Source organism: Nonomuraea sp. NPDC003201, from assembly GCF_053590415.1.
In genome coordinates this window covers 1-17,232 of record NZ_JBSFTC010000034.1, presented here as the reverse complement: position 1 = coordinate 17,232, position 17,232 = coordinate 1, and the positions used below count along the sequence as shown (strand labels likewise).

General features: G+C 69.7%; 15 protein-coding genes. 6 read left to right on the top strand and 9 right to left on the bottom strand.

The window, feature by feature from the left end:
• The first annotated feature begins 32 nt into the window (after window positions 1-32).
• Together ACWDX9_RS15940 and ACWDX9_RS15935 are read left to right on the top strand one after the other, a co-directional pair.
• Window positions 33-476 carry a carboxymuconolactone decarboxylase family protein gene (locus ACWDX9_RS15940; RefSeq protein ID WP_449954028.1) on the top strand — a complete coding sequence of 148 codons (444 nt, stop codon included), beginning with the start codon at window positions 33-35 and terminating at the stop codon, window positions 474-476.
• A gap of 293 nt (window positions 477-769) precedes the next feature.
• Window positions 770-937 carry a hypothetical protein gene (locus ACWDX9_RS15935; RefSeq protein ID WP_449954025.1) on the top strand — a complete coding sequence of 56 codons (168 nt, stop codon included), beginning with the start codon at window positions 770-772 and terminating at the stop codon, window positions 935-937.
• Between the two features lie 64 nt (window positions 938-1,001).
• On the opposite strand, the gene ACWDX9_RS15930 is transcribed toward ACWDX9_RS15935, so the two are convergent.
• Genes ACWDX9_RS15930 through ACWDX9_RS15920 form a run of 3 tightly spaced genes read right to left on the bottom strand, consistent with a single transcriptional unit; the run spans window position 1,002 to window position 4,013 of the window.
• On the bottom strand, window positions 1,002-1,622 hold the full coding sequence (locus tag ACWDX9_RS15930; protein WP_449954022.1) for a pyridoxamine 5'-phosphate oxidase family protein: 621 nt from the start codon (window positions 1,620-1,622) through the stop codon (window positions 1,002-1,004).
• 48 nt (window positions 1,623-1,670) lie between these two features.
• Window positions 1,671-2,744: a PrsW family intramembrane metalloprotease gene (locus ACWDX9_RS15925; RefSeq protein WP_449954020.1), complete on the bottom strand. Its 1,074-nt coding sequence runs from the start codon at window positions 2,742-2,744 to the stop codon at window positions 1,671-1,673.
• 57 nt (window positions 2,745-2,801) lie between these two features.
• On the bottom strand, window positions 2,802-4,013 hold the full coding sequence (locus ACWDX9_RS15920) for an amidohydrolase (protein ID WP_350739210.1): 1,212 nt from the start codon (window positions 4,011-4,013) through the stop codon (window positions 2,802-2,804).
• 113 nt (window positions 4,014-4,126) lie between these two features.
• Between ACWDX9_RS15920 and ACWDX9_RS15915 the strand changes: the two genes are divergently transcribed.
• Entirely contained in the window at window positions 4,127-4,591 is a 465-nt protein-coding gene (locus ACWDX9_RS15915) for a PPOX class F420-dependent oxidoreductase (RefSeq protein ID WP_449954018.1), read from the top strand.
• Here the strand turns inward: ACWDX9_RS15915 and ACWDX9_RS15910 are convergent.
• The gene (locus tag ACWDX9_RS15910) at window positions 4,542-5,951 is read right to left on the bottom strand and encodes an MFS transporter (RefSeq protein ID WP_449954016.1); all 1,410 of its coding nucleotides are present in this window, start codon (window positions 5,949-5,951) and stop codon (window positions 4,542-4,544) included. The genes ACWDX9_RS15915 and ACWDX9_RS15910 overlap by 50 nt on opposite strands.
• A gap of 158 nt (window positions 5,952-6,109) precedes the next feature.
• Here ACWDX9_RS15910 and ACWDX9_RS15905 point away from each other — a divergent pair, with 158 nt between their 5' ends.
• Window positions 6,110-6,928 (top strand): glycerophosphodiester phosphodiesterase, encoded by an 819-nt coding sequence (locus tag ACWDX9_RS15905; RefSeq protein WP_449954013.1) that lies wholly within the window; start codon window positions 6,110-6,112, stop codon window positions 6,926-6,928.
• 432 nt (window positions 6,929-7,360) lie between these two features.
• On the opposite strand, the gene ACWDX9_RS15900 is transcribed toward ACWDX9_RS15905, so the two are convergent.
• The 4 genes from ACWDX9_RS15900 to ACWDX9_RS15885 all read right to left on the bottom strand — a co-directional run bounded on the left by ACWDX9_RS15900 (window position 7,361) and on the right by ACWDX9_RS15885 (window position 12,480).
• Window positions 7,361-10,201 (bottom strand): vitamin B12-dependent ribonucleotide reductase, encoded by a 2,841-nt coding sequence (locus ACWDX9_RS15900; RefSeq protein WP_449954010.1) that lies wholly within the window; start codon window positions 10,199-10,201, stop codon window positions 7,361-7,363.
• Window positions 10,198-10,653, bottom strand: coding sequence for a transcriptional regulator NrdR (gene nrdR, locus ACWDX9_RS15895; protein ID WP_185078046.1), 456 nt, complete (start codon window positions 10,651-10,653; stop codon window positions 10,198-10,200). Before nrdR ends, ACWDX9_RS15900 begins: the two co-directional genes overlap by 4 nt.
• 1,186 nt (window positions 10,654-11,839) lie before the next feature.
• Window positions 11,840-12,151: a LysM peptidoglycan-binding domain-containing protein gene (locus tag ACWDX9_RS15890; protein WP_449954008.1), complete on the bottom strand. Its 312-nt coding sequence runs from the start codon at window positions 12,149-12,151 to the stop codon at window positions 11,840-11,842.
• Between the two features lie 182 nt (window positions 12,152-12,333).
• The gene (locus tag ACWDX9_RS15885) at window positions 12,334-12,480 is read right to left on the bottom strand and encodes a hypothetical protein (protein WP_449954005.1); all 147 of its coding nucleotides are present in this window, start codon (window positions 12,478-12,480) and stop codon (window positions 12,334-12,336) included.
• Window positions 12,481-13,657: 1,177 nt separating this feature from the next.
• On the opposite strand from ACWDX9_RS15885, the gene lexA reads away from it, so the two are divergent.
• Window positions 13,658-14,365 carry a transcriptional repressor LexA gene (lexA, locus tag ACWDX9_RS15880; protein WP_364258705.1) on the top strand — a complete coding sequence of 236 codons (708 nt, stop codon included), beginning with the start codon at window positions 13,658-13,660 and terminating at the stop codon, window positions 14,363-14,365.
• A 580-nt stretch (window positions 14,366-14,945) separates the two neighbouring features.
• Here lexA and ACWDX9_RS15875 read toward each other — a convergent pair.
• On the bottom strand, window positions 14,946-15,791 hold the full coding sequence (locus ACWDX9_RS15875) for an aminoglycoside adenylyltransferase domain-containing protein (RefSeq protein WP_449954002.1): 846 nt from the start codon (window positions 15,789-15,791) through the stop codon (window positions 14,946-14,948).
• Between the two features lie 65 nt (window positions 15,792-15,856).
• On the opposite strand from ACWDX9_RS15875, the gene ACWDX9_RS15870 reads away from it, so the two are divergent.
• Window positions 15,857-16,966 (top strand): MalY/PatB family protein, encoded by a 1,110-nt coding sequence (locus ACWDX9_RS15870; protein ID WP_449954000.1) that lies wholly within the window; start codon window positions 15,857-15,859, stop codon window positions 16,964-16,966.
• The last annotated feature ends 266 nt before the right edge of the window (window positions 16,967-17,232 follow it).

The window sequence follows — 17,232 nt, the reverse complement described above, 5'->3', positions numbered from 1 at the left end:
CGTCCTCCTGCAAACGAACTGAGGAGAACCACATGACCCAGCGGATCAACGTCGCAGAGCAGGTTCCGCAGGCGTTCCACCACTTCCTGGCCGTGGAGAAGCTGCTGCACGAGGGCGAGGTGCCGACCGCCACCCTCGGGCTGATCAAGCTGCGCGCCAGCCAGATCAACGGCTGCGCCTACTGCGTGGACATGCACAGCCGCGACCTGAAGAAGGCCGGTGAGAGCGACGAGCGCCTGTGGTCGGTGGCCGCCTGGCGGGAGGCGACCGTCTACACGCCGGCCGAGCGGGCCGCCCTCGCGCTGGCGGAGGAGGCGACCAGGCTGGCCGACGGCGCGGGAGTGCCCGACGCGGTCTGGGAGGAGGCCGCGCGGCACTACAGCGAGAAGCAGCTGGGACTGCTCATCGTGGCGCTGGCCATGATCAACGCGTGGAACCGGATCGCTGTCACGGCCCGGTTCACGCCCGGAGCATGACATTCGTAGAAATGCATTGAGAGAGCCGGTGGTGGCCCGTTAGGTTGGCGCGCATGGCGGGTGCCCGTCATGCCGCCGCCCAGCGGCGCGGACACGCGCTTCCGAAGGGGGAGGCCATGAAACGTGTCAGAGTCACGAAGTCGACGACCAAGCGGCCCACGAAGCCGGCTCTGGAGCTGGACCTGCGGACCCCGGCGGGCCGCACACTCCCCTACTGACGTGCTCTCTTTACGCCGGATTTATCGGTCCTTCGGTAGATAACTAGATAACAAAGTCATCACGGGGGGCTCACGATGAAGAGGCTTGTGGTGGTGCCGCCACACATCGCCAGGCACAAGGTCCGCGAGATTCCTTCGGCCGGCCGCCGCAAGCAGCCCGACGATCCCAAGGTGATCGACCTGCGGGCCTACAGCGGCCGCAACGTCATCCGTTTCCCGGGCGGTCCGACCTCCGCCGCCTGAAACGCCTGAAAGCTGCCTGAAAAGCACCGCCGCCCAGCCCGGGGCCGAGCGGCGGGCTCCGAGGTCAGCCGTAGAGGCGCTCGGCGTAGGTCTTGCCGTAGTAGCTCTCGAGCTGTTCGAGGCTCTCCTCCACCTTCTGCACGTCCTTGACGAGCCGCGCGTGCGAGGGCAGGACCTCGGGCTCCCAGCTGTCCGGCTTCCACAGCGAGGAGCGTAGGAACGCCTTGGCGCAGTGGAAGAAGATCTGCTCGATCTCCACCACGAGCGCGAGGTGCGGGCGGTGGCCCTTCACGATCATCTCGTCGAAGAACGGGGCCTCGCGGATGAGCCTGGCCCGCCCGTTGACGCGCAGGGTCTCGTTGCGGCCGGGGATCAGGAAGATGAGCCCGACGTGCGGGTTCGTCAGGACGTTGAGGAATCCGTCGGCCCTGCGGTTGCCCGGCCGGTCCGGGATGGCGATCGTGGTGTCGTCAATGACGTGGACGAACCCGGCAGGGTCACCCTTGGGCGAGACGTCGCAGGCGCCCGCGTCGTCCGACGTGGCGATCAGGCAGAACGGGGAGGCCGCCAGCCACTCCCGGTCACGCTCGTGCAGCCGTACGCGCTCCTTGGTCGCCGCCCTCGGCATGACCTCGCCGAGCAATTCGCGTAGCTCAGTCTCGGACCCGATCTCCACCCAGCTCATCTGCTCTCCCTTCGAGGGTTCACCCCATTTTGCCAGGGAGCGTCCGGGTCACCAGCGGCGGGCGTTCGCCATCATGCCCAGGTGCGCGTCGCGTTCCACGGCGAAGCGGACCGGGTCCATGCCCTGGCGCTCGGCCCGCAGGTGCAGCATGGTCAGCTCGGTCGCCGCCTGCTGGTAGTCGCCCATGGCCCGGCCGAGCCCGGCGCCCCTGGCCCACTTGCGGGCCGCCTTGCGGCCGGACAGCGTGCTGAGCATCCTGACGTCGGCCTCCGTGATCAGCCCGGTCTGCTGGTAGCCGGGCAGGTAGACGCCCATCCTGGTGACGAGCTGGCGGCGTTCGATGACGGTCACGGTGATCAGCAGGATGAGCGCCCCCATGATCACGAGGTACGCGGCGGCCACCCAGGCCAGGGAGCCCGTGGTGGCGGAGCCGTTCCAGAGGCCGTGCAGGAAGACCGCGCCCAGGTAGCCGAGCGGGATCGCGGCGAACCTGGCCGCGGTGCGCCTGGTCAGGGCGTAGGCGACACCGAGGCCGATCATGGAGGTGTAGATGGGGTGGCCGAGCGGGTCGATGAGGCCCCTGATCACGAACAGTTGCAGCGCCCCGCCGGCCCCGTCCTCGTTGTACGCGAGCAGGTAGTAGCCGACGTTCTCCACAGCCGCGAAGCCCAGGCCGGCCATGGAGGCGTACACGATGCCGTCGGTCAGCCCGTCGATCTCCTGCCGCCTGCGCAGGAGCAGCAGCAACGCCGAGCCTTTGAGCGCCTCCTCGATCACGGGGGCCAGCAGGACGGTGCCCACGTCGTCGACGACCGCCTCGCCGAACCCGGCCCTGGTGAACAGCGCCTCCCCCACGAACGACAGCCCCACGCCCAGCACGATCGCCACCCCCGCGCCCCACGCGAACGCGAACGCCAGGTTCAGCTTCGGCTCGGGCTCCAGCCTGTCGAGCGAGAGCACGGCGGCCAGCAGCACGGGCAGCGGCGCCACACCCAGCAGCGCGGACAGCCCGAACCCCACGGGCCCGCCCGACAGCAGCATGACGGTCAGCACGATCAACGCCAGGGCGCTGGACACGACCAGGCCGATCAAGAGGGCCTTGCTGGGACGCTGGACTGGCATCGTGGTGCCTCCCTTTCGCTGGTCCGACCACTATGCTCGGCCCGCATCTACAGCCGCTTAACGGTCACTTGATTCGCGGTAGTACGGATCCGCCACGACGGCCTCGCCGTCGGCGTAGGTGTACACCTCCCGGCCGGAGACGAACACCCGCAGGGCCCGGCTCATGACGTCCAGCGGGTCCCCCGACCAGATCACGACGTCGCCGTCGAGCCCGGGCCGGAGCGCACCCACCCGGTCGTCGATCCCCATGATCCGGGCCGGGTTCAGGGTGATCGAGCGCAGCGCCTCGGCCGGGTCCAGGCCCTCCTTGACCGCCAGCGTGGCCTGGTGGACGAGGAAGTGGATCGGCACGACGGGATGGTCGGTGGTGATGGCCAGCCGCACCCCCGCCCGCGCCAGGATGCCCGGGTTGCGCAGCGAGCGCCGGCGCAACTCGACCTTCGACCGGCTGGTGAAGAGGGGGCCGATGATGACGGGGACGTCCCGGTCGGCCAGGGTGTCGGCCAGCAGGTGGCCGTCGGTGCCGTGGTTGATGATCAGCCGGTAGCCGAACTCGTCCGCCAGCCTGAGCGCGGTGGAGATGTCGTCGGCCCGGTGCGTGTGCTGGCACCAGGGCAGTTCGCCGTCCAGCACGCGGACCAGGATCTCCAGCGTGCCGTCCCGGTCGAACGGCTTGCCCTCATCGGCGGCCGCCGCCCGCCTGGCCTTGTAGTCCTGCGCCTTCATGAACGCGTCCCGGATCACGGCGGCCACGCCCTGCCGGGTGGACGGCAGCTTCTTCTGGTCGCCGTACACGCGCTTGGGGTTCTCGCCGAGCGCGCTCTTGACGCTGGCCGGCTCCTTGACCAGCATCTCGTCCACGGACCTGCCCCAGCACTTGATCGCGACCGTCTGGCCGCCGATCGGGTTGCCGGAGCCCGGCTTGATCACCGCGGTCGTCACGCCGCCGGACAGCGCGTCGGCGAAGGCCAGGTCGGCGGGGTTGATGGCGTCGAGGGCGCGCAGGCGGGCGCCGTTCGGGTCGGTCATCTCGTTGGTGTCCTGGCCGGCCCAGCCCTCGGCCTCCTCGTACACGCCGAGGTGCCCGTGGGCCTCGACGAAGCCGGGCAGCACCCAGCCGCCGGCGGCGTCCACGACGGGGGTCCCCTCGGGCACGGCCACGTCCCGGCCGACGGCGGTGATCTTCCCGTCCTGGACGAGTACGGTGCCGCCGTCGATGGGGTCGCCGTCGATCGGCACAACGTATCCGCTGGTAATAGCAAAATTCATGACTCGTAACCTACCGGTGGGCGGGTCGCCGAACCCGTGCGCATCGGGTCCTCCAGGGCCGGGTGACATGGGGATAGGCTGATATTTCAGGATTTGCACGAGGGAGAGGATGCATGTCGCAAACGTACGGGCCAGGCGCGGGCCCGGCCCCCCAGTCCCTCGGCGACGAGGAGCTCTCGCAGCTGCTGGCCGGGCAGCGCTTCGGCTCGCTGGCAACCAACAAGAGCAGCGGCCACCCTCACCTGTCCACCGTCCTGTACACCTGGGACCCCGACCAGCTCGTGGTGCGGATCTCCACGATCGCCGATCGGCTCAAGGTCCGCCAGCTCCACAAGGACCCGCGCTGCGCCCTCTACGTGGCCAGCGACGACTTCTGGTCCTACGCCGTCGCCGAGGGCCAGGCGGAGCTGTCGCCGGTGAGCGCCGAGCCGGGCGACGAGGTGGGCATGGAGCTCCTCGCGATGCAGCAGCGCATGGACGACCCGTACGCCTTCCTGCGGCAGATGGTCGAGGACCGGCGGCTGGTGATCAGGATCCGCGTCTCGCGTTTGTACGGGACCGCGCTGCCCGTTCCGTGACGACGGCGCGGTGGCGGTTGTAGGCCACCGACGCGATCACGACGAGGACGAGCCCCAGGTCGATGCCCGCCGACCAGCGCATGGCAGTGACGTGGTGCCCCCCTTCCGCCGCCGCGAAGAAGACCGCGCCGATCACCGCCACGCCGCCCGCGCCCGCGAACTGCTGCGCCGTGCTGAGGATGCCCGACCCGATGCCGGCCTGGTGCGGGGCGACCTCCACCAGCGCCGCGCCGATGAGCTGCGGCAGGACCAGCCCGTTGCCCGTGCCGACGAGCATGAGCGCGGCCATGATGTACGGCAGGCCCAGCCCGGCCCCGACCACCATCAGGGCCAGTCCGAGCCCGATGATCACGCCGCCGATCACGACGACGATCAGCCCGTACCTTCTGACCAGTCGCGTCCCCAGGATCGACGTGACCGAGAACAGCACCCCCATTGGCGCGAACGCCAGCCCCGCCTGGAAGGCCGTCAGCCCCAGCCCGCCCTGCAGCAGCAGCGTCAGCGTGAACATGAACGAGGCGAAGTACGCCATGAACGCGACGATCGAGCCCACGCCCGCCAGGTAGGAGTGGACCTTGAGCAGCGCCAGGTCGAGCACCGGCTGCCCGCCGCGCGCCCCGAGCGCCTGCTGCCACCGCCAGGTCAGCACGAACACGGGCACCGCGGCCCCCATGCTGATCCATGCCCAGACGGGCCAGCCCAGGCTGTTGCCCAGGCCGAGCGGCACCAGCACCAGAGCCAGCCCGACGGCCAGGCCCGCCGCGCCGGGCACGTCGAGCCTGGCCCGCCGGGCGGTCTCGACCTCGGGCAGCAGCCAGATGGCCAGCGGCACCACGATCAGGCCGACGGGCAGGTTGATCAGGAAGATGACCCGCCAGCCGAGCCCCAGCGTGTCGGCGGTCAGCAGCAGGCCCCCGAGCACCTGGCCCGCGATCGAGCCCAGGCCGCCCGCGACGCCGTACCAGCCGAGGGCGTGCCCCCGCTCCGACGGCGAGTAGGCCGCGGAGATCGTGGCCAGCACCTGCGGCACCATCGCCGCGCCCGCCAGGCCCTGGAGCAGGCGGGCGGCCACGAGCTGGACCGGGTTGACGGCCATCCCGCACAGCACGGACGCGATCGTGAACGCGACCACGCCCCAGATGAACAGCCGCCGGTAACCGTAGCGGTCGCCGAGCCGGCCTCCGGTGATCATGCCGGCCGCGTAGGTGAAGGCGTACCCGCCCACGATCAGCTCGAGGGCGGCCGGGCCCGCGTGCAGGTCGCGTTCGATGGAGGGAGCGGCCACGTTGACCACGAAGAAGTCGAACTGGGCCATGAACCAGGCCGCCAGGAGTACGGCCAGCATCCCACCATGCTTCACGACATTCAGGCTAGAACTCCATGATTCGCTCCTCCGGCACGGGGGTCGCGTGTCGAATGCTCATCGGTCGGGCACCGGGCCGTTACTCTGCCATCAACCAGCAGTCATGAGATCTTGTCACTGTCGAGTCGACTGTCTCTCCCCACCCGAGGAGACCCATGTTCAGGCGACTCGCCGTCATGATCGCGATCTCGTCCACCCTCCTGACGACCCCTGCCGAGGCGGCCACCGCCGTCGTCAACGTCGCGCACCGGGGCGCCTCCGCGTACGCGCCCGAGAACACCATCGCCGCCTTCGAGCTGGCCGACAAGCAGCGGGCCGATGTGTTCGAGCTCGACGTCCAGGAGACCAAGGACCACGAACTGGTCCTGATGCACGACACGACCCTGGCCCGCACCACCGACGTCGAGCGGGTCTTCCCCGGTCATGCGCCGTGGCGCGTCGGAGATCTCACGCTCGACCAGATCGACAAGCTGGACGCCGGCTCGTGGTTCTCCGACGAGTACGAGGACGAGCGGGTGCCCACGCTCGACGAGACGCTCAGCGAGATGAGCGGCTCGGGGCTGGACCTGCTGCTGGAGATCAAGGCGCCGGAGCTCTACCCCGGCATCGAGGCCCGCGTCGCCGCCGAGCTGCGCCGCCACCCCGGCTGGCTGGCGGAGGGGCGGCTGGTGGTGCAGTCGTTCAGCTGGGCGTCGATGCGGACCTTCCACCGTCTGCTGCCCGACGTGCCGATCGGGCTGCTCGGCACGCCGTCCAGCGCCGACCTGCCGGGGCTGGCCAAGTTCGCCGACCAGATCAACCCGCCGTACACCTCGTTGTCGGCCTCGTACGTACGACGCGTGCACGCCCTCGGCATGCAGGTGCTCGCCTGGACGGTGGACAACCCGGACACCATGCGGCGGATGCTGGATTACCAGGTGGACGGCATCATCACCAACAAGCCGGACGTCCTGGACGAGCTACTGAGCGACTGAGGCGGCGAGCACGGCCTGCGCGAGCGCTCCCAGGACCGTATCCACCCCCCACTGAGACACTTGGCCCGGTCATCGACCGGCCTCCCTCAGGCCCAGCACGCAGACTTCCCTCACGCCCAGCACGCAGACTTCCCTCACGCCCAGCACGCAGGCCGAGGACGATCACGTACCCACCGAACAGAGCCGGCAGCACAGGCGGCGAGACCAAGACACTCACGACGGCCCCGCTTCAGGCAGCCGGCCGAATCCGCTCACGACGAGCCGCACCAGGCCCCTCCCTCAGACGGCGGGGCGCAGCACCCTCACGATGGCCCCACGCTCAGGCGGCGAGCAGAATTCCCTCGCGAGGACCCGCACCGGGATCCACCCCGAGACGACGGGGCGGAGGCGAGCCCAATCCGCTCGCCCCCGCCCCGTCAACCGATCTCGCGACTAGCTGCAGCCGCTGGTGGAGCCGCAGCCCTCACAGACGTAGCAGCTCCCCGCCGGCCGCATCTTGGTGCCGCAGGTCATGCAGAGCGGCGCGTCGGCCGTGAAGCGCTGGTGGCTCTCCAGCGTCAGCTCCTTGACCGCCGGCGACTGCTCGGCGACCTCCGCCTTCGGCTTCTCCTCGATGGGCGCCGACTGGGCCAGCGCCTCGCGGTCCACCGTCTCCTGCAGCGCCGCCGGGTCCTCGCCGCGCTGCTGCGCGGCGCGCTCGGCCGCCGAGAAGATGCCCAGGGCCGCCCGCTCGTCGTAGGGCAGGTGGTCGAGGGCCAGGCGGCGGAAGATGTAGTCCATCACCGACGTCGCCATCCGGATGTCCGGGTCGTCCGTCATCCCGGCCGGCTCGAACCGCATGTTGACGAACTTGCTCATGTACGTCTCGAGCGGCACGCCGTACTGCAGGCCGATCGAGATCGCGACGGAGAAGGCGTCCATGACGCCCGCCAGCGTCGAGCCCTGCTTGGACATCTTGAGGAAGACCTCGCCGAGCCCGTCGTCAGGGTAGGACGAAGCGGTCATGTAGCCCTTGGCGCCGCCCACCGTGAAGCGGGTGGTCATGCTCGGCCGCTGGTTGGGCATGCGCCGCCGGGTCGGCCGGTTGACCTCGATGACCTTGACCTCGGGCTCCGCCTTGGCAGCCTCGTCCTTCTTGGCGGCCTCGTCCTTCTTCGCGCCGTTGCCGGCCGACAGCGGCTGGCCGACCTTGCAGTTGTCGCGGTAGACGGCCAGGGCCTTGAGCCCCAGCTTCCAGCCCTCCTGGTAGACCTGCTCGATGTCGTCGATCGTGGCCGACTCGGGCAGGTTGACCGTCTTGGAGATGGCCCCCGACAGGAACGGCTGCGTGGCCGCCATCATGCGCACGTGGCCCATCGGCGCGATCGCCCGCTCGCCCATCGCGCAGTCGAACACCTCGTAGTGCTCCTGGCGCAGGCCGGGCGCGTCGACGACGTGGCTGTGCTCGCCGATGTACTCGACGATGGCCTCGATCTGCTCCTGCTGGTAGCCGAGCTGCTTGAGCGCCCGCGGGATCGTCTGGTTGACGATCTGCATGGAGCCGCCGCCGACGAGCTTCTTGAACTTGACCAGCGCCAGGTCCGGCTCGATGCCGGTGGTGTCGCAGTCCATCATCAGGCCGATGGTGCCCGTGGGGGCCAGCAGGCTGGCCTGGGCGTTGCGGTAGCCGTTCTTCTCGCCGAGCTTGAGGCACTCCGACCACTGACGGGACGCCTCGGAGTGGATCTTCGCGTCCATGGAGCCGACGGTGCGCAGGTCGTCGTTGGCCGCCGCGTGCTTGCGCATGACGCGCTTGTGCGGCTCGGCGTTCCTGGCATATCCGTCGTACGGGCCGACCACCGCGGCCAGCTCGGCGCTGCGGCGGTAGGACACGCCCGTCATCAGCGACGTGATCGCCCCGGCCACGGCGCGGCCGCCGTCGGAGTCGTAGGCGTGGCCCGTCGCCATGAGCAGCGCGCCGAGGTTGGCGTAGCCGATGCCGAGCTGACGGTACGCCCGCGAGGTCTCGCCGATCTTCTCGGTCGGGAAGTCCGCGAACGTGATCGAGATGTCCATCGCGGTGATGATCAGCTCGGTCAGCTTGACGAAGTTGGGGACGTCGAAGGAGTTGTCGTCCTTCAGGAACTTCAGCAGATTGATGCTGGCCAGGTTGCAGGAGGAGTTGTCCAGGTGGACGTACTCGGAGCACGGGTTGCTGGCCGTGATCCGCCCCGTCTCGGGGGTGGTGTGCCAGTCGTTGATCGTGTCGTCGTACTGCACGCCCGGGTCGGCGCACTCCCAGGCGGCCTTGGCCATCTTGCGGAAGAGCTCCTGGGCGTCGACCGTCTCGATGACCTCGCCGGTCAGGCGGGCACGCAGGCCGAACTTCTCGCCCTTGTCCACGGCGCGCATGAACTCGTCGGAGACGCGCACGGAGTTGTTGGCGTTCTGGTACTGGACGGAGACGATGTCCTTGCCGCCCAGGTCCATGTCGAAACCGGCGTCACGCAGCGCGCGGACCTTGTCCTCTTCGCGCGCCTTGGTCTCGATGAACTCCTCGATGTCGGGGTGGTCGACGTCGAGCACGACCATCTTGGCCGCCCGGCGGGTGGCGCCGCCGGACTTGATCGTCCCCGCGGACGCGTCGGCGCCGCGCATGAAGCTCACCGGGCCGCTGGCCGTGCCGCCGCTCGACAGCAGCTCCTTCGAGGAACGGATGCGGGACAGGTTGACACCCGAGCCCGAGCCGCCCTTGAAGATCACGCCCTCTTCCTTGTACCACTCGAGGATCGACTCCATCTGGTCGTCCACCGAGAGGATGAAGCAGGCGCTCACCTGCTGGGGCGACTTGGTGCCCACGTTGAACCAGACCGGCGAGTTGAACGCGAACACCTGGTGCGCCAGCGCGTGCTTGAGCTCGTGATCGAAGATCTCGGCGTCCTCGTCACTGGCGAAGTAGCCGTGCTCGATCCCCGTCCTGGTGTAGACGCCGACGACCCGGTCGATCAGCTGCTTCAGGCTCCACTCGCGCTGCGGGGTGCCCACGGCCCCGCGGAAGTACTTGGTCGTCACGATGTTGGCCGCGTTGACCGACCAGAACTCGGGAAACTCGACGCCCCGCTGCTCAAAATTGACCGAGCCGTCGCGCCAGTTCGTCATGACGACGTCGCGGCGCTCCCACTGGATCTCGTCATACGGGTGCACGCCGGGCTTGGTGAAGATCCTCTTCATCTTCAGTCCCTTACGCGGACGCTTCCCCCCGCGCGCGACTGAACCGCTGGCCGTCTCCGTCATGACTCCCCCTTCTCCGCCTTCAACTGTGAGATCTCGGCCTCGAAGTCCGCCAGGCTCTCGAAACCGCGATATACCGATGCAAACCGCAGGTAGGCCACCTCGTCGAGGTCCCGCAACGGGCCCAGGATGGCCAACCCCACCTCGTTGGAGGGGATCTCGGCCGCGCCCTTGGCCCTGATGGCCTCCTCCACCCGCTGCCCGAGCTGCGCCAGCGAATCCTCGCCCACCGGTCTGCCCTGACAGGCTCGCCGCACGCCCGCGACGACCTTGTCCCTCGAGAACGGCTCTGTCACTCCGCTGCGCTTGCTCACCATCAGCAGTACGGTCTCCTGCGTGGTGAACCTGCGCCCGCACTCGGGACAGGTGCGGCGTCGCCTGATGGCCGCGCCGTCATCCGTGGAGCGGCTGTCGATGACCCTCGTGTCAGGGTGGCGACAGAACGGACAGTGCACGCTTCGCCTCCTAGACCTGCGGTCACCACCCGCCGCGAAACCGCCGTCGAGGGACGCTCGCGCACGCTCCACGGCAAGCCGTGGAGCGGTACATAAAACACAAGGTGTGGTGAACTACATCGGTGTAACTACTAGATGTTGTGGTCCAACCGTAGAAGCGAGCGACCATGAACGCAAGTTGAGCAAGCCCATCGAACCGAAGTCGCTGATCAGCCCGCCGTCACCGCGGGAGCTTGGGCGTGTCGCCCCGTCGAGGTGATCTTTGTGCTGCTGGAGGCGTCACACGAGTTGCTTACGCGCCCGTTCGTGAACAAACCTCACAACGGTACCCAACCCCCAAACCTTCCCCCACCAGCCCACCACCGCACCCCCCAAACCACCTCACAACCGGACAGCCTCGCAACGCCAACGGACCCACGGGTAACCGTTCCCATGCCCCGACCCGGCCCCCACCGCCAGGCAACTCCGCACCCCGGTGCGACACACCGCCAGCCAGTCACACCCGAGCATCCTGCCGACGCGCGCTCCCACGCGCGGACTCACGGCCCGGACGGACCCACGGTTTCGAGCGGACCGGCGGCTCGGTCGCAATCACGGTCCGGACGGACTCACGGTTTCGAGCGGACCGGCGGCTCGGTCGCAATCACGGTCCGAGCGGACCGGCGGCTCGAGCGCTCGCGGTTTCGAGCGGACTCGCAGCCCAAGTGGACCAGCGTCTCGATCGTCAATCACCGTCCGAACTGCCTGGCGACCCCACCAGACCTCCAGGCCGAGCGCGCCCACAACCCGACCGGACAGCGCCGCACCCCAGTGGCCCGCACACTTACAACCCGAGCGGACCAGCGGCCCGAGCGTACTCACGGTTCGAGCGGCCTGGCGGCCCCAGTGGACTCGCAGCGCGAGCAGACTCACAGCCCAGCCGAACTGGCGGCCCGAGCAGACTCAGAGCCCGAAGCAGGATTGCGACCCGGGAGACCGGCAGCCCAGCGACCCGTGCGGACCAGCAGCCCGGGCGGACCAGCAGCCTGCGCGAACCGACAGCCTGCGCGAACCGACAGCCTGCGCGAACCGACGGCCTGGGCGGGCTGGCGGGCCAGCCGAGCTGGCGGTCTGGGCGGACTTGCGAGCCGAGCGAACTCACAGCTCAGGCGAACTGGCAGGCCGGACGCACCCGCGAGTCGGGCGGTCAGCGTAAGGCGGCGGTGTCGCTCGGGACGTACAGGCGGGTGCCCGGGCGAATGGGGGAGTCCGACAGGCCGTTCAGGCGCTTGATCTCCTCCACCACAGGGCCAGGATCGTCCCCTTGGGAGAGCGCCTCCCCGATGGCCCAGAGCGTGTCACCGTCGCGCACCTCCACCCACGGCAACCCCGCATGGCTGGTAACGACGACCTGCACCGCCGCCTGCCCCACCGCACGCGTACCGAGCCAGAACCCGCCGAGCGACAGCAACGCCACGACGGCCACCAGCACGACCCGCCCGCGCCGGGTCAGCCGCAACGGCGGAGCGGACCGCCGACGCACGCGCGCCAACGCCCGCCGCGCGCGCCACCTCGCCACCCGACGGCCCCACCGCCGAGATCCCCACCGCCCGCCACCTGTGCCACGCCGCGATCGGCCGGCCCGGACGACGCCTCCCCGCGCAGCCCGGTCACCCCCGCCAGCACCCCGAACGCCCTTCCCTACCCCCGGGACACCCCCACTCCGAACACCACGAACGCCTCCCCCAGCACCCTGGGCGCCACGCCGGGCACCCCGAACGTCCCTGCCAGCTCCTCGGACACCGCTCCGGAGCCCCCGCACGTCCCCGCCAGCACCTTGGGCCTCACCCAAGGGCTCCCGAGCGTCCCCATCAGCACCCTGGACGCCATCCTGGGGACCGCGAACGCCTCCCCCCGCACTCCGGGCACCACTCAGCGAGCTGCGAACACCTTGCCCAGCACCCTGGGCGGTACGACGACCGCCGCGAACGCCCTTTCCAGCACTTCGGCCATCACCCCCGGGACCGAAGTCCTTTCCCCCGGCGCTCCGGGCACCGCCCCTGGGGCCAAGGATCTTTCCGACGGCCTTCCGGACGCCACCCCTGGAGCCAAGGGCCTTTCTCACGGCTCTCCGGGCGGGACCCCGGGGACTGCGCGCGCCTTCCCCAGTGCTCCGGGCCAGGCCCCGGACACCGCGAACGCCTTCCCCGGAGCCCCGGACACCACCCCCGAGACCGAGAACCTCTCCCTCAGCACCCTCGACGTCTCTCCCCGCGATCTGCGCGGTGCGCCGACCGCCGCGTGCGTCTCCCGCGGCGGACTGGACGCCACCTCGAGGACCGACGGCGCCGCCCGCTTCTCTCGTCCCGGAGCCTCCTGGTCCGCGCGCCCGCGACCGCGCGTCGCCCGCAGGCGCGCGTGCACCCCGATCGTTCACCCTCGTCCCCCGCCCGGCATCGGCGCCCCCGCCCGAGCGCCGTTGGTCTCTGTCTGCGCCGGATCTCCGGCCGGCCACCGTTTCGTCGCCCTCGTCCGCACGGGCTCCTCCCCTGCCCGGCGGTACGGTGGCGTCCGCGTCGGAACCCGGACGCGGCGGCGGCACCAATCGCAAATGGGGCCTTCCACCATGAGTCGTGCGGGGCCCCAACCTCTTCCCCGAATTCTCGCGGGAACCGGCCTCAGCCCGCGTATTGTCTCCCCGTCGATCGTTACCCTGCGTGGCGTCGGCGATGAGTGTGAGTCGTTTGGCGTCTTGGCTGGTCGTGTCGGTATTTGTGGGCGTTCGCATGGTTGACCTCCTGCCGTGCAGCCCGAGGAAAAGGCCAAATAAAGATCAGCAAATCGAACACGGTGTCGATCGAACTCCCGTACGATGTTGTACACCACGCTGGCGACAATTTCGAGGAAGACTCGAACAATTGTTTGAAGATGATCTTCAACAGCGATACGGTCGCTGTGTGCGACATTGGGACCACAGACCGGGAGGTGCGCCGGTGAGGCGGGCCGCCAGGCGAGGAGGAAGAGCATGAGCGAGCAGGAAGGCGCAAACGGGGTCAGCGACCTCGCGGTGCGCCGGCGCGACTCTCTGGGCCTGACGCCCAGGCAGCGCAAGATCCTTGAAGTCATCCGCGACTCGGTGCAGCAGCGCGGTTATCCGCCCTCCATGCGCGAGATCGGCGAGGCGGTCCAGCTGACCAGCACGTCGAGCGTGTCGCACCAGTTGACGGCGCTTCAGCGCAAGGGTTACCTGCGTCGCGACCCGCACCGGCCGCGCGCGCTCGAAGTGCGCCTCCCGGGCGAGCCCGTGCTGTGGGTTGACCCTGACGCGACCGACGAAGAGCCCACGATCAACCGCCCCACGGCCGCCTATGTCCCGCTCGTCGGCCGCATCGCCGCCGGTGGTCCGATCCTGGCCGAGGAGAGCGTGGAAGACGTCTTCGCGCTGCCCAAGCAGCTCGTCGGCGAGGGCACCCTGTTCCTCCTGCAGGTCGCCGGTGACTCGATGATCGAGGCCGCCATCGCCGACGGCGACTGGGTGGTCGTCCGCCAGCAGCCGGTGGCGGAGAGCGGCGACATCGTGGCCGCCATGATCGAGGGTGAGGCCACCGTCAAGACCTTCAAGCGCAAGGACGGCCATGTCTGGCTCGTCCCCCACAACCCCAACTACGAGCCCATCCCCGGCGACGAGGCCAGCGTCCTGGGCAAGGTCGTGGCGGTCCTGCGCCGGCTCTAGCAGCGGTCAGGGCCCGAAAGGGGTCTCGGGCGCGCGTCCTATCGCTCGCGCCGCGTTCCGGCGCGCGCCGAAACACACCTGTTCATGGGGTACGTACGGCTCCAACCCCACCTCGCCCTCGGGCCGAAGCCTCGTCACCGGCCATCCGGACCCGGCGAGGGAGGCCATGCCCCTGAGGACTGAGCCGTCCGGGGGTCACCATTCAGTCCCATGTTGTCGGTCGCGGCGCCCAAGGCCACCCAACACCGGCATCGCATCGTGTCGCCACCCCGCCATCGGACGTTGGCGCCGAACTCAGTCTCGGCATCGGTCCATGCCGCGGAACTCGGTCTCAGCATCGCACCGTCTCGCCACCCGACCATCGGGCACTGGCGCGGAACTCGGTCTCGGCGTCGCACCGTTTCGCCGCCACCCCATCCTTCGCCGCACCCGCAGTGCCCGGAAGTCGCCGCACTGCCCCGCTCGCTCCAGCACGAAGCTCGCGCTGCCCTTGAAGGCGCTCGACCCGTCGTTCTGCTCGACCCTCGAGTCGCCGCCCGCGTGCGGCACCGGCTGAAGCTCGGCGCCGGTCCTGCGGCTTCTAACGGGCCGCGTACAGCTCGTGTGCGGCCATGATCGCCTGGTTGGCGAAGGCGAGCACGTCGCGCCGCCGTTCGAACGGCGAGCCGTACAGGGACTTGCGGGGGGTGCCGAAGTGCTCGCTCAGCCCGCTGACCGCGCCCGAGAGCGTCGGCAGCGCGGTCTCGTCCTCCTCGCGCAGGCGTAGCGCCTCGTTCACCACCCGGTGCCAGCGCTCGGGGAACACCGCCAACGCGTACTGCCCGGCCCCCGACTTGGAGGTGATCTCGCCGGTCGCCAGCGTGTAGTGCAGCCGGGCGACGCCCGTGACGACCCAGACCGTGTTGTAGCCGCCGAGACAGGCCAGCCCCCAAGGCGAGGCCAGGTGGGAGGCCCTGGCCACCAGGCGGCGCCAGTACCGGTCGAGGTTGCCGTCGGTCCAGGCCGCGAGGGCCGCTGGATCGTGCCAGATATCGAGCTCGTCCGGCTTGGGGCCGCGGCAGGTCAGGCCGTTCTGGGCCAGCGTGTGCCAGGTGACCGGATTGAGAGCGCCCCGCGGGTTGATCTTCCCCGCGTGTGCCCGGGGACGCGTCCCCAGCTCAGCGGGGTCCCGGCCGAGGTCGTCCCACGTGAGGTAGCAGCCCTCGAACGGGTACGCGCCCAGCCGGGCGTGAATGCGCTCCACCACCCCGAACGGCGCCTCCGAGGCCGTCACCGCGACGAAGTCCACGTCGCTCGCGCCGGGCCGGTAGTCGCCCAGCGCCGCCGAGCCCTCCAGATAGAGACCCTCCACGAGCCCGGGAGCCTCCGCGTCGGCCACCGACAGGTAGGTCTCGACAATGGCATCGACCTTGGGGTTAGACATCATCGCCGTCCAGCCTCCCATAAGCGGCCTCGCCACCTCATCACAATCAATAATCCTAGAATTGCCGCGTGAATGAGGCATATACCCCTGAAGACCTCAAGACATCCCACGATGGCATCAAGTGGTCAGAAGTCCCGCCGGGCGTCATCCCCGCCTGGGTCGCCGACATGGACCTGTCCACCGCTCCCGAGGTGATCGAGGCACTGCGGCGGCGGGCCGCCGGCGACCTGGGCTACCCGACCTGGCTCGAACAGCCCTCAGCCGGGCCGCTGGCCGAGGCGTTCGCCGAACGCATGACGAACCGGTACGGCTGGCAGGCCGATCCCTCGCTCGTACGCTCGTTCAACGACCTCAACCAGGCGCTCCAGGTCCTCCTCCAAGTCTGGACCCGGCCGGGCGACGGGGTCGCGTTGCACACCCCGGCCTACCATCCGTTCCTGGAGACGCTGAAGGTCATGGAACGGCCCCTTCATCCGATCCAGCTGGAGCCCGACGGGGACGCGTGGCGCTTCGAGGTGCCCGACCTGTCGGGCTGCCGGGTGCTCCTGTTGGTCAATCCGCACAACCCGACCGGCCGCTCGTTCACCCGCGAGGAGCTGACGAAGCTGGCCGAGCACGTCGAACGCCACGACCTGCTGGTCATCGCGGACGAGATCCACGCGGACCTCACGTTCGAGCCGCACCAGCACATCCCGTTCGCCACGATCCTCCCCGAACGCACCGTCACGCTCACGTCCGCCACGAAGGCGTTCAACCTGGGCGGCATCCGCTGCTCGGTGGCCCACCTGGGACACGCGGGCGTCCGCAAGGCCCTGGAGGCGCAACCGCCCTTCGTGTACGGCTCGGCGAACCTCTTCGGCGTGGAGGCCACGGTGGCGGCATGGCGGCACGGGGACGCCTGGCTGGAGTCGACCCGCGCCCTGCTGGACCGCAACCGCCGCATCATCGCCTCCCGGCTGCCGGCGTCGGTCGGCTATCGGGTTCCGCAGGCCACGTACCTGGCGTGGCTGAACGTGGGGCGGCCGGGAATGGCGGAGGTGTACGAGCGGGAGGCCAGGGTGCGGCTGGTCGACGGTGCGGTCTTCGGGCCTGGCGGTGAGCACTACGTCCGGCTGAACTTCGCCACCACGGAGGCGATCCTGGCCGAGATCCTCGACCGGCTGACCCAGATGCCCTGACCCGGGTTTCCCCAGGGGTGTGGCGGGACGACCCTACGACGCTCCCGCCGCGCCGCCCTGCTGGATGGTGATGGACCCGCACACTGGACAACGGGGTGCCCCAGGCGGCCGGCCGTCCCACTGGGCGCGCGAATGGCGCGGCGGATGGGGTGGCGCGGCACGCATCGCGTGGAGAAGGGGCGCGGCGGGCTGCGCGGAGCGATGGCGTGAGCGGCCCAGCCGTGCGGCGTGACGTGACGTGGCGGCGTGACGTGGCGGCGCGGCGT

Coding starts and splice junctions, on each gene's coding strand:
- ACWDX9_RS15915 (WP_449954018.1), top strand. CDS start 4,127: ATGTCGCAAACGTACGGGCCAGGCGCGGGCCCGGCCCCCCAGTCCCTC.
- ACWDX9_RS15925 (WP_449954020.1), bottom strand. CDS start 2,744: ATGCCAGTCCAGCGTCCCAGCAAGGCCCTCTTGATCGGCCTGGTCGTG.
- ACWDX9_RS15920 (WP_350739210.1), bottom strand. CDS start 4,013: ATGAATTTTGCTATTACCAGCGGATACGTTGTGCCGATCGACGGCGAC.
- lexA (WP_364258705.1), top strand. CDS start 13,658: ATGAGCGAGCAGGAAGGCGCAAACGGGGTCAGCGACCTCGCGGTGCGC.
- ACWDX9_RS15940 (WP_449954028.1), top strand. CDS start 33: ATGACCCAGCGGATCAACGTCGCAGAGCAGGTTCCGCAGGCGTTCCAC.
- ACWDX9_RS15935 (WP_449954025.1), top strand. CDS start 770: ATGAAGAGGCTTGTGGTGGTGCCGCCACACATCGCCAGGCACAAGGTC.
- ACWDX9_RS15905 (WP_449954013.1), top strand. CDS start 6,110: ATGTTCAGGCGACTCGCCGTCATGATCGCGATCTCGTCCACCCTCCTG.
- ACWDX9_RS15930 (WP_449954022.1), bottom strand. CDS start 1,622: ATGAGCTGGGTGGAGATCGGGTCCGAGACTGAGCTACGCGAATTGCTC.
- ACWDX9_RS15875 (WP_449954002.1), bottom strand. CDS start 15,791: ATGATGTCTAACCCCAAGGTCGATGCCATTGTCGAGACCTACCTGTCG.
- ACWDX9_RS15900 (WP_449954010.1), bottom strand. CDS start 10,201: ATGACGGAGACGGCCAGCGGTTCAGTCGCGCGCGGGGGGAAGCGTCCG.